The organism is Geobacillus sp. Sah69 (assembly GCF_001414205.1).
Taxonomy (GTDB): Bacteria; Bacillota; Bacilli; order Bacillales; family Anoxybacillaceae; genus Geobacillus; species Geobacillus stearothermophilus.
This window is the reverse complement of sequence record NZ_LLKS01000053.1, coordinates 26671-41714: the sequence shown is the minus strand read 5'-3', so window position 1 is coordinate 41714 and position 15044 is coordinate 26671. Positions and strand designations below refer to the sequence as shown.

Below are 15044 nucleotides of genomic sequence, written 5' to 3'. Positions count from 1 at the left end.
TCGGCCGCGTCAGATGTGTATAAGGGTCCCAGTGTGGCCGGTCACCCTCTCAGGCCGGCTACGCATCGTCGCCTTGGTGAGCCGTTACCTCACCAACTAGCTAATGCGCCGCGGGCCCATCCGCAAGTGACAGCCCAAAGGCCGCCTTTCAACCGAAGACCATGCGGTCTTCGGTGTTATCCGGTATTAGCTCCGGTTTCCCGGAGTTATCCCGGTCTTGCGGGCAGGTTGCCCACGTGTTACTCACCCGTCCGCCGCTGACCGAATCAAGGCAAGCCCCAATCCGGTCCGCTCGACTTGCATGTATTAGGCACGCCGCCAGCGTTCGTCCTGAGCCAGGATCAAACTCTCCAAAGAAAGTTGATTGGCTTTTGCTTCGGCCAATGCAGCCGAAGTTTTTTTCATGACGCTTGCGTTTTGTTTAGTTTTCAAGGAGCTTGATCTTTACTTTAATGATGACAGCTATTACATAATAACTGATGGACGATGAAAAGTCAATAGTTTTTTATTTCGTTGTTGCCGTCGCAAGCAAAGTTTATTGTATCATGTTGATGTTGTTTATGCAACGGTATTTTTTTGGACGGTTGGCAATTTATTTCAAAAAACAATGCGAAATGCGTTATTCTCAAGCTGAGAAACCTGCTGAAATCTGCTTCCTCTTTCGGCGATGAACAACAGCAGCAAGAGAAAATGATTGTTTTTCACCGGCCTTTTCGGTCGACTATTCATCCATTGGTGCACGCAAAACCTCCTCAATATATATATCATGTTGAGTGCTTAACAGAAGCAATCGTCCCGTCCTCGCTGCTTTGACAACCGGCCGGGTTGGCTCGTCTGGCTGAATCGACATGACTTCGGCTGTCTCACCGTTGGATAGTTTGACGACGGCTCCTGTTTGCAGGCCGACGAGACGGTTCAACAGTACAGCGACGGCGTCTGCGCTCAATCTGCCGGCTTGCTGCCGCAACATCGTTTCAATAGCCCGAAGCGGCGGTTGTTTGCGCCGATACAAGCGCTCTGACGTCATGGCGTGGTACACATCCGCTGTTGCGACGAGTTGGCTGTAGGGGTGAATTTTTTTCGCTTTTAACTTGAGCGGATAGCCGCTGCCGTCGTTTCGCTCATGATGTTGCAAAACGGCTAGCTTCGCTCCATGGCTTAACGCTGTGATCTTCTGCACCATGCGGTAGCCGAGAATCGGATGTTGCTTCACTTCGTGGAACTCCACTTCAGTGAGCGCCGACGGCTTCGTTAAAATTTGTTTGCTCATTTTTGCCATGCCGCAGTCGGACAAGACGCCGGCTAAAACGACTTGGTGGCATTCCCCGCGGCTATACCCGAGCTCCATGGCTAAAAAGCCGGCGAGCAATCCTACACTGACGGCGTGATGATATAAATATTCCTCTTTTGTCGCATAATGGTGCAACGCAAGCAATTCCCGCTTGCAGCCTGTCATGTGTTCAAAAAGGGGAATGACAGCTTCCCTTATTTCATTGATGTCGACCGGCAAGCCGGACCGCCAAGATTGAAACCATGTCTTGTATTGGCGGACGGTCTCTAAATATAAAGAGAGCGACCGTTGATCCTCCGCCGCGGCCGAATCCCCCGGCGAAAATGGTTCGCCGTTTGCGAGAAACGGCTCAATCTCCACTTCCTCTACAAGAAATTTTTCAAGCACTTGCAACAACGGTGTTGTAATAATAGTGCTTTTTGTCATAATCGGCCGTTTCGTTTTGCCGATTACATCTTCAGCAAGCACACAGCCTTCGCGAAGCTGGGAGCGCTTCACGCGAACCATATCCATGTAGCCTCCCCCCCGTCTTTTTGTTTTTATCGTAGCACGATTTATCGTGACGGAGGCAAGCCTACGGCTTGCCTTCGACAATCAAAAATGGATGAGCCACTTTTCCTTCAAGGATATGTTAAACGATTTCGTTGCATCTATATAGGCTGCAATAACAGCACTTTCGCAATCGGAAAGCCCAATAAGCGCGTTTCGCTTTCCGATTCGCCGTAAAAACAGACGCACGCATTTTCAAACGAAAGGGCGCCCCGCACCTGCAGGCGGAACGCCATTCAATTAAGCGGGGGTCCCTTCTTCCTCTTTCTCTTCTTTTTCTTCCTCTGGCACTTTGGCAACTGTCGCTACACACTCATGTTCGTCTTCGTCCGAGAGGCGAATGAGCTTGACGCCTTGGGCAATTCTCCCTGTCCTGGAAATATCGTTGACAGCGATGCGGATCAGCACGCCGCCTGTCGTAATGACCATTAAATCTTCATTGCCGACGACTGTTGTCACTGCAACAACAGGACCGTTCCGTTCCGTGACATTGCATGTTTTCAACCCTTTTCCGCCCCGGCTTTGCACGCGATACTCCGAAGCTGGGGTGCGTTTGCCGAACCCCTTTTTCGTCACAACAAGAACATCATGATGGTCTTCCAAGATTTCCATGCCAACGACTTCATCGCCGTCATCGAGTGAGATGGCCTTGACTCCCGTCGCACTGCGGCCCATTGTCCGCACATCCGTTTCTGGAAAACGGATGAGCATTCCTCTTTTCGTGCCGATAATCAAATGTTTTTTACCGTCCGTCAACTTGACGGAAATCAGCTCATCCCCCTCGCGCAAGTGAATGGCGATGAGCCCATTGTTGCGGATGTGGGCGAAAGCTGAGAGCGGAGAGCGCTTGGCGATCCCTTGCTTTGTCGCAAACACGAGATAAAGCTCATTATCAAACTCATTTTCAATGGGAATCATGGCGTTGATCCATTCATCCTTGTCGAGCTCAAGCAAGTTGATGATCGGCAGCCCTTTGGCGGTGCGTCCGAATTCCGGAATTTCATAGCCTTTCGCCCGGTATACTTTCCCTTTATTTGTAAAAAACAGCACGTTGTCATGAGTAGAAGTGACGAGCAAATGTTCGACAAAATCATCCTCGGCTGTATGCATGCCTTGCACGCCCCGGCCGCCGCGTTTCTGGCTTCGATACGTCGATAACGGCAGGCGCTTAATATATCCTTTATGAGTGAGCGTAATGACGACATGTTCGTGCGGGATTAAGTCTTCGTCGTCAAACTGTTCGACAGCCCCCGCAATGATCTCTGTGCGCCGCTCGTCGTTAAACCGCTCTTTGATTTCGGCCAGCTCATCGCGAATGATCTGCAATACTTTCTCTTCGTCAGCCAACACCGCTTTCAACTCAGCGATGAGGCGGAGAAGCTCTTGATACTCCTGTTCAATTTTTTCCCGCTCGAGGCCGGTCAGCCGTTGCAGGCGCATATCTAGGATCGCCTGCGCCTGCCGTTCGCTGAGCGAAAACCGCTCCATCAACCCTTCGCGCGCTATTTCTGTCGTTCGCGAACGACGGATGAGGTCGATCACTTCATCCAAATGGTCAAGGGCAATGCGCAAGCCTTCAAGAATATGGGCGCGCGCTTCAGCCTTTTTCAGCTCAAAGGCAGTTCGCCGGCGGATGACCGTTTTCTGGTGGTTCAAATAGTGCTCCAAACATTCTTTTAAGTTCAACACTTTCGGCTCGCCATCCACCAAGGCGAGCATGTTGATTCCGAAACTCGTCTGCAAGGCGGTATGTTTGTATAAGTTGTTTAACACGACCTTCGCGTTCGCATCGCGCCGCACTTCAATAACGATGCGCATTCCGCTCCGGTCCGATTCATCGCGCAAATCGGTGATGCCGTCGATTTTTCTCTCGCGCACCAATTCGGCGATCCGTTCAATCAGCTTTGCTTTGTTCACTTGATAGGGGAGTTCGCTTACAATAATCGTTTCCTTGCCATTGGCATGCTGCTCAATTTCAGCCTTGGCGCGCAACGTAATGGATCCCCGTCCCGTTTCGTACGCCTTGCGGATGCCGCTGCGGCCGATGATTTGCCCGGCCGTCGGGAAATCCGGACCAGGAATGTATTCCATCAAGTCGGCAACGGTCATCTCCGGGTTTCGGCTTAACGCCAACAGCGCATCGATGACCTCGCCAAGCTGATGCGGAGGGATGTTCGTCGCCATCCCAACGGCAATGCCTGACGAACCATTGACAAGCAAGTTTGGAAACCGTGACGGCAGCACAACCGGTTCTTTTTCTGAACCGTCGTAGTTATCTTGGTAATCGATCGTGTCTTTATTGATGTCGCGCAACAGCTCCATGGCGATTTTCGACATGCGGGCTTCCGTGTAACGCATGGCCGCTGCTGCATCGCCGTCGATCGACCCGAAGTTGCCGTGCCCGTCAACGAGCATGTACCGGTAGTTGAAGTCTTGCGCCATGCGCACCATCGTATCATACACGGCGGCGTCGCCGTGCGGGTGGTATTTCCCGATCACTTCGCCGACGATGCGGGCTGACTTTTTATACGGTTTATCAGCGGTCATGCCGAGGTCATGCATGGCATATAAAATGCGGCGGTGCACCGGTTTCAGCCCATCGCGCACATCCGGCAAGGCGCGGGAAACGATGACGCTCATGGCGTAGTCAAGGAACGACGAGCGCATTTCCTGGCTGATATTGACTTCGCGAATGCGCGATTGTTCATGTTCTGCCATTCATATAAACCTCCCTTTTGAGCCTTCTTCGGCCCGGTCTGCCTTTACAGGGAGCAGACATAGGCGGACGGCGGGCGCCGCTTCGTTTGCGCCCCGGTTGGCCCCGTCGGCAAAAAGAAGCGAGGAGGGCGGCCCCATCCCTCTCTTTTCATCCTAAATGTCCAAGTTTTTCACATAACGGGCGTTTTCTTCGATAAATTGGCGGCGTGGCTCGACTTTGTCGCCCATTAAAATTTCAAACGTTTCATCTGCGTCAATGGCATCTTGCAAACTGACTTGAAGCAATGTTCGCTTTTCCGGGTTCATCGTCGTCTCCCAAAGTTGCTCTGGGTTCATCTCGCCCAACCCTTTGTAGCGTTGGATTGTCGGCTTCGGTTGTTCCGGCAGCTCAGCAAGAATTTTTTCGAGCTGGCGGTCGTTGTAAGCGTAGCGCACTTGTTTTCCTTGTTCGATTTTATAAAGGGGCGGTTGGGCGATGTACACATAGCCGTGCTCGATAAATTGACGCATGTAGCGATAAAAGAATGTCAAAAGAAGCGTGCGGATATGAGCGCCGTCGACGTCCGCATCGGTCATAATGATGACTTTATGATAACGCGCCTTTGAGATGTCGAACTCTTCGCCAATGCCGGTGCCAAGAGCGGTGATGATCGCCCGCACTTCGTTGTTGGACAAGATTTTGTCGATTCTTGCCTTCTCAACGTTGAGAATTTTCCCACGCAACGGCAAAATTGCCTGGAAATGGCGGTCGCGCCCTTGTTTCGCTGAACCGCCCGCCGAATCCCCCTCCACGATATACAGCTCGCTGATCGACGGATCTCTTGACGAGCAGTCGGCAAGTTTGCCCGGCAAATTGGAGACTTCAAGCGCGCTTTTGCGCCGCGTCAGTTCGCGCGCCTTTTTGGCCGCTAGGCGGGCGCGGGCGGCCATCATCCCTTTTTCGACAATTTTTCGGGCAATGGTCGGGTGTTCGAGCAAAAACGTTTCAAATTGTTCAGAAAAGACAGCGTCCGTCACCGTGCGCGCATCGCTGTTGCCGAGCTTTGTTTTCGTCTGCCCCTCAAATTGCGGGGAGGGGTGTTTGATTGACACAATGGCCGTCAGCCCTTCCCGCACATCTTCCCCCGTCAAATTGGCATCATTGTCCTTGAAAATTTGCTGTTTGCGGGCGTAGTCATTGATGATGCGCGTCAACGCCATTTTAAAGCCGGATTCATGCGTGCCGCCTTCGTGCGTATGGATATTATTCACGAATGAATAAATGTTGCTCGTATAGCCGTCGTTGTACTGCAAGGCGATTTCGACAGCGATGCCGTCGCGCTCGCCGGCAATGTAAATCGGCTCTTCGTGCAACACTTCCCGCGTCCGATTCAAATGGCGGACGTAAGAGCGGATGCCGCCTTCATAAAAGTATTCACTTTTCCGGTTGTCAACCCGTTCATCCGTCAAGGTGATTTTCAAGCCGCGGTTCAAAAAGGCGAGCTCGCGCAGCCGGGCGGCCAACGTTTCGTAATCAAACTCGGTCGTTTCTGTAAAAATTTCCGGATCCGGCTTAAAGCGGGTCGTCGTCCCGGTTCGGTCCGTCTCGCCGATGACTTGCAGATCGGTGCACGGCTTGCCCCGCTCGTATTTTTGATAATGGATTTTCCCATCTCGGTATACGTAAACTTCCAGCCATTCCGACAAGGCGTTGACGACCGAGGCGCCGACGCCGTGCAAGCCGCCGGATACTTTATAACCGCCGCCGCCGAACTTCCCGCCGGCGTGCAGAACGGTCATGATGACCTCAACAGCCGGCCGTCCGGTTGCCTCATGCACATCGACTGGAATGCCGCGCCCGTTGTCAGCGACCGTGATGCTGTTATCCTTTCCGATCGTCACATGAATTTCCGTGCAATAGCCGGCTAATGCTTCGTCAATGCTGTTGTCGACGATTTCCCAAACGAGGTGGTGCAGCCCTTTAGGCCCCGTCGAGCCGATGTACATCCCCGGGCGCTTTCGAACTGCTTCAAGGCCTTCGAGCACTTGGATTTGGCTCGCGTCGTACGCTCGCTCAACCCGTTGTTCCATTGTCATGCCAGATCACCTACGCTTTCTTTGAAAACGTTCAACGTTTTGCGGTCAAGAAGGAGCAGCTACCGAACCGGAGTGGACTCGATAAATAGCCGCTTCTTGAATGATATCGTGCTTAATGCCGTCAATGCTCGTTGTGGTCACGAAAGTTTGCACTTTTTTTCGGATCGCATCTAAGAGGTGGGTTTGCCGAAAGTCATCAAGTTCGGACAGCACATCATCGAGCAACAAAATGGGGTAATCACCTAACTCGGAAAAGATGAGCTCAATTTCCGCCAGTTTCACCGCCAGCGCGGTTGTGCGCTGTTGCCCTTGGGAACCGAACGTTTGGACGTTTTTTCCGTTGACGATAAACGCGATGTCATCGCGATGCGGGCCGGCAAGCGTCGTTCCCCGCTCGATTTCCCGTTTTCGCAAGGAAGCGAACGTTTCGCAGTATGCTTCTACTATTCTCGACAATTCTGCCTTTTCTGATACGTCGACCGACGGTTCATACCGAATGCCGAGTTGTTCAGCTCCGCGGCTGATTTCACGGTGGATCGGCATCGCCCACTGCTCAAGCAGCGACAAAAACTGGCGGCGCCGCAACGTAATCTTCGCCGCCAGCACGGCGAGCTGTTCGGTTAATACGTCAAGCACCGCCTCGCCGCCCCTCTCGCGCGTCTGCATCATCTTCAAGCAGTGGTTGCGCTGCTGCAACAGTTTTTGGTATTGCCCCAAATCATGTATATAAACGGGGGATACTTGTCCGATTTCCATATCGATAAACCGCCGCCGCACTTGCGGACTTCCTTTGACCAGATTCAAGTCTTCCGGAGCGAACATGACGACATTTAACTGCCCGACATATTGGCTGAGCCGTCGCTGCTCAATATGGTTGCATCTCGCTTTTTTCCCTTTTTTTGAGATAAGCAGTTCAAGGGCAAGAGAACCGCTTCGTTTTTCCGCTCTTCCTTCTATTTTAGCATACTCTTCATTCCAACGGATAAGGTCTTTATCGTTCGATGTGCGGTGCGATTTCGCCATGGCCAATACATAAATGGCCTCCATCATGTTTGTCTTCCCTTGGGCATTTTCCCCGAGAATGACGTTGACCCCTTGGCTGAAATTCACCATTTCATGTTCGTAGTTGCGGTAGTTCGTTAACACTAAGTCGGTTAAAAACACCCGATCTTCACCTACTCTGCCCGTACAACGACAAACGTGCCGATTTGCTCCACATCCACCCGGTCGCCGTCTTTTAACTTCCGCCCGCGCCGGGTCTCTCTTTCGCCATTGACGAGCACGTTGTATTCCTGCAAAAACCATTTCGCAGCGCCGCCTGTATCAATTAACTGCACAAGCTTCAACAGCTGTCCTAACGTGATCGTTTCCGTTTTAATCGTCACCGTTTGTTCCATCCGTTCATCGCTCGCTTTCCTCTAAGTCGCCTATTTCTTTATTTTATCGAAAACATCGCCCGCCCGCAAAGAAAGCCGATGAAGAGAATGGGACGCAATTGTCCCCATCCTCTCCATCGGAGGCATTGCGAAAAGGACGGCGTCCATGACTAGATCGCCTTTTATGCGTTTCCGACATACATCAATATGTTCTTACCGGCAAAATGAGCTGCAGCATCGAGTCGGTGTAAAGCGGACGCAGCACGAACGGGCGCATTGCCCCGGTGAAACTGATTTGAATATCGGTGCCATCAAGGGCCCGGAGTGCATCCATCATATATTTTGCGCTGAACGAGATGTTTAACTCTTCCCCTTCAAGTGATTCGGCCTGCAACTGTTCCGTCACTTTCCCGATTTCTGGAGAAACCGAGGAAATTTCCAACAGCCCTCCCGGGAGCGTCGTCAGTTTCACGACATTGTTTCTCCCTTCCCTTGCAAGCAGTGATGCCCGGTCAATCGCTTGCAAAAACTCTTTCGCATTGACGGTCATCGTTGTTTTGCTTTCTGTCGGAATCAGGCGGGCTGTTTCCGGATAGTTTCCGTCAAGCAGCCGGGAAAAGAAAAGAAGATGTTCCGCTTTAAACAACACTTGGTTGGCCGTTATGACAATATCGACCGGAGCGCTGCCGTCGTCCAAAATTTTGCTCAGCTCGTTTAGACTTTTCCCTGGAATGACGACGTTGTACGACACAGCATGTCCTGCTTCAATTTTTACCTTTCGCATCGCCAAACGATGGCTGTCTGTCGCCGTGCAGACGAGTTCGTTATTCTCCACTTTCCAGTTGACACCTGTCAAGATGGGGCGTGTTTCCGATGTTGAAACAGCAAAAACAGTTTGTCGGATGATTGTCTTCAATAGATCAGCCGGAATTTGAAAGACGTTTTCTTCCTCAATTTGCGGCAACCGCGGATATTCGTCGGCATTTAAGCCATTGAGACGGAATTCCGAGTGGCCTGAGCGGATGACAGTCAAAAAGTTGTCTTCCGTCTCGATCTCGACAGTTTGCTGCGGCAGCTTTTTGACAATTTCAGCAAAAAAGCGAGCTTGCAGCACGATGCTTCCCGGCCTTTTGACATCAACGAGCAGCCGACCTTCTTTTTCAAGCGGAATGAACGACTCGATCGAAATATCGGAGTCGCTGCCTGTCAATGTCACCCCAAGGGCCGTCGCTGTCAGTTTAATCCCTGTCAAAATCGGAATCGTCGTTCTCGTCGATACAGCTTTCATCACATCTTGGACACTTCTTGTCAGCGCTTCACGGTCAATCGAGATGTTCACTTGCTGTTCCTCCTCGTTTTAATGGTGATCGGAAATAAATTATAAAAATATAAAAAATAAAAACCGTAGTACTAGTAGTATGGCTTGTTGGTATGTGGATAACCAAGAAAAGCGAAGCAAGCACAGCTTGCCCACATGTGGATAAGCTGTGCGTAAGACGGCGGCGGTTATTCACAGTTGCTTCAGCTTTTCTTGGATTTCTTTCACATGTTTCTGCAGCTGCGTGTCGGTTTGCAAAAGCTTTGATATTTTTTCATGGGCGTGGATGACCGTCGTATGATCGCGGCCGCCAAATTCGTCGCCGATTTTCGGCAGCGAACAGTCGGTCAGTTCGCGGGAGAGATACATGGCGATTTGCCGGGGGAACGCGACCGATTTTGTCCGTTTTTTTGCCTTAAAGTCTTCAAGCTTAATATTGAAATGCTGTCCAACAACGCGCTGAATGTCTTGGATCGTGATCACTTTGGGCTTCGCGCTCGGAATGATATCCTTCAATGCTTCCGCTGCCAGGTCAGCCGTGATTTCTTTATTGATAAGCGATGAGTAGGCGACGACACGGATGAGGGCGCCTTCGAGCTCACGGATGTTCGAATCGATTTGATTGGCGATATAAAGCATCACTTCGTTCGGAATGTCAAACCCTTCCGCTTTCGCTTTTTTTCGGAGGATGGCGATCCGCGTTTCCAAATCAGGCGGCGTGATGTCGGTGATCAGCCCCCATTCAAAGCGCGAACGCAAGCGGTCTTCAAGCGTCGGGATTTCTTTAGGCGGCCGGTCGCTTGAAATGACGATTTGCTTGCTTTCCTCGTGCAGCGTGTTAAACGTATGGAAAAATTCCTCCTGCGTTTGTTCTTTTCCAGCCAAGAACTGAATATCATCGATTAGCAGAACGTCAACGTTTCGATACTTGTTGCGAAAATCGTCCGGGCGGTTGTCGCGAATGGCGTTAATAAACTCGTTTGTAAACTTTTCTGAAGATAAATAGACAACTTTCGCGGACGGGTTATGTTCAATGACGTAATGGCCGATCGCGTGCATCAAATGCGTTTTTCCAAGTCCGACTCCGCCGTAAATGAAAAGCGGGTTGTACGCCTTGGCCGGGGCTTCGGCGACCGCGAGTGATGCAGCATGGGCGAACCGGTTGCCGGAGCCGATGACAAACGTGTCGAATGTATATTTCGGATTTAACATGCTTTGCGGGAAATCATTCGCTTCCTCGTACTGCTTCCGCTGTTTTTTGGCCGGTTGAAACTCGAGTTCTTCGTCAGCCTGGTTTGGCGGAATGATAAATTTGACGGCCAGCTCTTCGCCGGTAATGGCGTAGATCGTTTCCCCAATTAAATGGGAATAGCGGGAATCAAGCCAGTCTCTAGCAAACTCGTTCGGGGCTACGATGACGAGCGTGTCACCACGCAAAGAGTGGGCTTTCGTTGACTTGAGCCAAGTCTCAAAGCTCGGCTTGCTGATTTTCCGTTCAATTTCCTGAAGCACGCGATCCCATAAATCATGGATATTTTCCACCCGTTGCCCCTCCCTTTTAATTCAGAGGATAATCATTTGTTTAAAAAAATAAGTTTGTGGAAAAGATATATTAAGGAAAAAAGACGGCTTTTCGACAAAACCCACCAACTGTGGACAACATTATAAACAAGATGTGAAAAAACATATCCACAACCTATCCACAAGTGTGGATATGTTTTTTTATCCACACAGTTATCCATTGTCGACCATAGTGAAAACACAATAATAATAGCAAATAAAACGGCTTGTTGCAACGGAATTTTTTGATTATCCACAAAACGGACAGGTTGTGAAAAAAACGTTATCCACACCGTTGCGTATGTGAAAAAAATGTCGATAAATGTTGTGGATTGTGGTTGAGGACAGAAAAATTTATCCACATCAAGGCCGCCTCAAGAAAAGAGAAAGGGGCGGTTGACATTTGCTGAGATTGTTCAATATAATGAGAAAGACTGCCCGTAACAGTTATTCCTTCAGGGAGGTGTCATAGATGAAACGGACGTATCAACCAAATAGACGGAAGCGCAGCAAAGTGCATGGGTTCCGCGCGCGCATGAGCACGAAAAATGGGAGAAAAGTATTGGCGCGCCGCCGTCGCAAAGGAAGAAAAGTATTGTCTGCATAATAGGCCACTGAAGCTTCAGTGGTCTTTTTTCTCAATGTTTTGGCGGCGGGAAACTAGGCAAATGGAGTGTTTTAGGGGCATGAAAAAAAAATATCGCATCAAAAAAAACGAGGAATTTCAAGAGGTGTTTCAGCAGGGCGTCTCGGTGGCGAACCGCCAGTTTGTCGTCTACACGCTTGACCGTCCTGAGCAGCCTTATTTTCGCATTGGGCTGTCAGTCAGCAAAAAGCTTGGCAAAGCGGTTGTCAGAAACCGGATCAAACGATACGTCCGCCAATGCTTTCTTGAATTGAAAGAAGAGGTCGCCCCTGGCAAGGACTATGTCATTATTGCCAGGCAGCCTGCGGCGGAAATGGGCTACGCGGAAGTGAAAAAAAGTTTGATCCATGTGCTGCGGAAAGCCGGGGGGCTGAAAAAGGAGGCTGAACGCCGGATTTAGCCTGAAAAAACGCTCTCACAAGGGCGGAAAAAGATGATAAAATACATACAGTGAACTTGTACATGTGGGAGGAAAAAGAAGGTGAAAAGGCGAATCAGATTCATCATTTTGTTCGGTGCGTTAGCGGCTGTGCTGGCCGGATGCACGGAAATTCACAAACCGATCACCCCGGAAAGCAAGGGGTTTTGGAACGAGTATATCGTTTATCCGCTTTCTTGGCTGATCAAATATGTCGCCGGGCTGCTCGGCGGAAGCTTTGGGTTGTCGATTATTGTCGTCACTATTTTAATCCGTTTGTTGATTTTGCCGCTGATGATCCAACAGACGCGCAATGCCAAAGCGATGCAAGCGCTTCAGCCGGAAATAGAGGCGTTGCGTAAAAAGTACAGTTCGAAAGACGCTCAGACACAGCAAAAGCTCCAGCAGGAAATGATGCTCTTGTTCCAAAAGCACGGGGTCAATCCGATGGCCGGCTGTTTGCCGATTTTAATCCAAATGCCGATTATAATCGGTTTTTACCACGCGATTATGCGGACAAGGGAAATTGCCCAACAAAATTTTTTATGGTTTGACCTTGGCGAAAAAGACCCGTACTACATTTTGCCGGTCATTGCCGGGGTGACGACGTTTATCCAGCAAAAGATCATGATGGCCGGCTCCGCTCAGCAAAATCCACAAATGGCGATGATGCTTTGGATGATGCCGATTATGATCGTCATTTTCGCGATCAACTTCCCAGCTGCTTTGTCGCTTTACTGGGTCGTCGGAAATATTTTCTCCATTGTGCAAACGTATCTCATTAAAGGGCCGGAGATTGCCGCCCATTCAGGAGGAGCGAAAAAGTGAAAGAAGTGACCGCGACTGCCCGGACAGTCGAAGAGGCGGTGCAGTTGGCGCTCGCGCAGCTTGGCGTGCCTCGAGAGCGTGCGGTTATTGTTGTGCTCGATGAAGGGAAAAGAGGTTGGTTTGGCTTGTTTGGCGGCCGGCCGGCGGTTGTCAAAGCGGTGTTGAAAATGGATCCGGTTGAGGAGACGGTGCGCTTCTTGCAGCAAGTCATTGCGCATATGGGAGCGGAAGAGGCAGACGTCGAAGCTGTCCGTTGCGGCAAGCAAGTGACGCTCCACATCCATGGGGGGCCGGTCGGTTTGTTGATCGGCAAACACGGCCAAACTTTAAATGCTCTCCAGTTTTTGGCGCAGCTTGTCGCCAATCGCCATGCGGAGGAATATGTGTCGATTGCGGTTGACGTGGAGCATTATCGCGAACGAAGGGAAAAGGCGCTTGTGGAACTGGCGCACAAACTGGCAGCTCAGGCGGTCAGGACAGGCAAAGAAGTGAGGCTGGAGCCGTTGCCCGCCCATGAACGCAAAATCATCCATGCTGCGTTGGCCGGCCATAAGCATGTCTCTACCTATTCGGTTGGAGTTGACCCGCACCGCCTTATTGTTGTTTCCCCGATAACAAGCAAAAAATCGCCAACGAAAAGGACGCCCCTCTAACGAATGTGGAGGAGGCCTCTTTTTTTGCCCTCTTTCGCTTGTGTACTTGCGGCTGCGCGAAAATGGGCCAGCAATATATTTTTCCACAGCGGTTCTGAGCGTGCCATATTGTTATTCACATGTGGATAAGTTAAAATTGAACTAAACAACTATGCACAGGGAGCATGCGGCTGAGAAAGGCTGTGGATATAGAAGAAACGGAGAAAAGCGAGGTGAAAAGCGGTGACACAATTGGATACGATTGCCGCCATTTCAACGCCGATGGGCGAGGGGGCGATCGCCATCGTCCGGCTGAGCGGAGATGAGGCGGTGGAGATCACTGACCGGCTGTTTCGGAGCCCGAGCGGGAAGCGGCTGAAAGACGTCCCGTCGCATACGATCCATTACGGGCATATTGTCGACCCGAAAAGCGGCCGGGTCGTCGAAGAAGTGATGGTGTCGGTCATGCGGGCGCCGAAAACATTTACACGCGAGGACGTGGTGGAAATTAACTGCCATGGCGGATTTGTTTCCGTCAACCGCGTTTTGCAGTTAGTGCTCGCCAACGGAGCGCGGCTTGCCGAGCCGGGCGAGTTTACGAAGCGGGCGTTTTTAAACGGGCGCATTGACTTGTCCCAAGCGGAGGCGGTCATTGACTTGATTCGGGCGAAAACGGACCGGGCCATGAATGTCGCCTTGCAGCAAATGGAGGGGCGCCTTTCCAAGCTCATCCGCGAGCTGCGGCAGACGATTTTGGAGACGCTGGCGCATGTTGAAGTGAACATCGATTATCCCGAATACGATGATGTCGAGGAGATGACGCCGCGGCTGCTAAAGGAGAAGGCGCAATATGTGCGCCGGCAAATTGAAAAGCTTTTGTCGACCGCCAATCAGGGGAAAATTTTGCGCGAAGGGTTGGCCACGGTCATTATCGGACGGCCGAACGTCGGCAAGTCTTCGCTGTTAAATGCGCTCGCCCATGAAAATCGGGCGATCGTCACCGATATCCCGGGGACGACGCGCGATGTCATTGAGGAGTATGTCAACGTCCGCGGCGTGCCGCTCCGCTTGATTGATACGGCCGGCATCCGGGAAACGGAAGATGTTGTCGAACGAATCGGCGTCGAGCGCTCCCGGCAAATGTTGAAGCGGGCCGATTTAATTTTGCTCGTTTTAAACTACCACGAACCGCTGACAGAAGAAGATGAACGGCTGTTTGCGATGACGGAAGGGATGGATGTCATCGTCATTGTGAATAAGACCGATTTGCCCAAGAAGATTGACATGGAGCGCGTGAACGAGCTGGCGGCCGGCCGTCCGGTTGTGGCGACGTCGTTGTTGCGCGAACAAGGAATTGATGAATTGGAACAGGCGATTGCTGGCTTATTTTTCGGCGGCGAACTGGAAGCCGGCGATTTAACATACGTCTCCAACTCCCGCCATATCGCCTTGCTCGAGCAGGCGAAACAGGCGATTGACGATGCCTTGGTCGGCATTGACGCCGGCATGCCGGTCGATCTTGTGCAAATCGATTTGCGCCGGGCGTGGGAGCTGCTTGGCGAAATCGTGGGTGATACAGTGCACGAAAGTTTGATTGATCAGCTGTTTGCTCAATTTTGTTTGGGAAAATAA

12 protein-coding genes and 1 rRNA gene are annotated in these 15044 nt (G+C 51.0%); 5 read left to right on the top strand and 8 right to left on the bottom strand.

Annotated elements, in window-relative coordinates:
* From AP057_RS17585 to dnaA, 8 genes are all read right to left on the bottom strand, one after another.
* Positions 1 to 357: ribosomal RNA gene (locus AP057_RS17585) — 16S ribosomal RNA — on the bottom strand; the annotation flags it as partial.
* A 364-nt stretch (positions 358 to 721) separates the two neighbouring features.
* Positions 722 to 1798 (bottom strand): HD-GYP domain-containing protein, encoded by a 1077-nt coding sequence (locus AP057_RS12615; protein WP_055358890.1) that lies wholly within the window; start codon positions 1796 to 1798, stop codon positions 722 to 724.
* A 282-nt stretch (positions 1799 to 2080) separates the two neighbouring features.
* Positions 2081 to 4558: a DNA gyrase subunit A gene (gyrA, locus tag AP057_RS12610; RefSeq protein ID WP_055358887.1), complete on the bottom strand. Its 2478-nt coding sequence runs from the start codon at positions 4556 to 4558 to the stop codon at positions 2081 to 2083.
* A gap of 153 nt (positions 4559 to 4711) precedes the next feature.
* Positions 4712 to 6634, bottom strand: a complete 1923-nt coding sequence (gene gyrB, locus AP057_RS12605) for a DNA topoisomerase (ATP-hydrolyzing) subunit B (RefSeq protein WP_055358886.1) — start codon at positions 6632 to 6634, stop codon at positions 4712 to 4714.
* Positions 6635 to 6679: 45 nt separating this feature from the next.
* Positions 6680 to 7798, bottom strand: a complete 1119-nt coding sequence (recF, locus tag AP057_RS12600) for a DNA replication/repair protein RecF (protein WP_033014239.1) — start codon at positions 7796 to 7798, stop codon at positions 6680 to 6682.
* 11 nt (positions 7799 to 7809) lie between these two features.
* Positions 7810 to 8031 (bottom strand): S4 domain-containing protein YaaA, encoded by a 222-nt coding sequence (gene yaaA / locus AP057_RS12595; RefSeq protein ID WP_033011987.1) that lies wholly within the window; start codon positions 8029 to 8031, stop codon positions 7810 to 7812.
* 181 nt (positions 8032 to 8212) lie between these two features.
* Positions 8213 to 9349 (bottom strand): DNA polymerase III subunit beta, encoded by a 1137-nt coding sequence (gene dnaN / locus AP057_RS12590; protein WP_033014240.1) that lies wholly within the window; start codon positions 9347 to 9349, stop codon positions 8213 to 8215.
* Between the two features lie 171 nt (positions 9350 to 9520).
* The gene (gene dnaA, locus AP057_RS12585) at positions 9521 to 10870 is read right to left on the bottom strand and encodes a chromosomal replication initiator protein DnaA (protein WP_033014241.1); all 1350 of its coding nucleotides are present in this window, start codon (positions 10868 to 10870) and stop codon (positions 9521 to 9523) included.
* A gap of 490 nt (positions 10871 to 11360) precedes the next feature.
* Between dnaA and rpmH the strand changes: the two genes are divergently transcribed.
* From rpmH to mnmE, 5 genes are all read left to right on the top strand, one after another.
* On the top strand, positions 11361 to 11495 hold the full coding sequence (gene rpmH, locus AP057_RS12580) for a 50S ribosomal protein L34 (RefSeq protein ID WP_020961658.1): 135 nt from the start codon (positions 11361 to 11363) through the stop codon (positions 11493 to 11495).
* Between the two features lie 79 nt (positions 11496 to 11574).
* Positions 11575 to 11934 carry a ribonuclease P protein component gene (gene rnpA / locus AP057_RS12575; RefSeq protein ID WP_033014243.1) on the top strand — a complete coding sequence of 120 codons (360 nt, stop codon included), beginning with the start codon at positions 11575 to 11577 and terminating at the stop codon, positions 11932 to 11934.
* A gap of 81 nt (positions 11935 to 12015) precedes the next feature.
* Complete coding sequence (gene spoIIIJ / locus AP057_RS12570) at positions 12016 to 12780, top strand: YidC family membrane integrase SpoIIIJ (protein ID WP_055358885.1); 765 nt, start codon at positions 12016 to 12018, stop codon at positions 12778 to 12780.
* Positions 12777 to 13433, top strand: coding sequence for an RNA-binding cell elongation regulator Jag/EloR (jag, locus tag AP057_RS12565; protein ID WP_055358884.1), 657 nt, complete (start codon positions 12777 to 12779; stop codon positions 13431 to 13433). The genes spoIIIJ and jag overlap by 4 nt, the downstream gene beginning before the upstream one ends.
* 222 nt (positions 13434 to 13655) lie before the next feature.
* Positions 13656 to 15044 (top strand): tRNA uridine-5-carboxymethylaminomethyl(34) synthesis GTPase MnmE, encoded by a 1389-nt coding sequence (gene mnmE, locus AP057_RS12560; RefSeq protein ID WP_082432213.1) that lies wholly within the window; start codon positions 13656 to 13658, stop codon positions 15042 to 15044.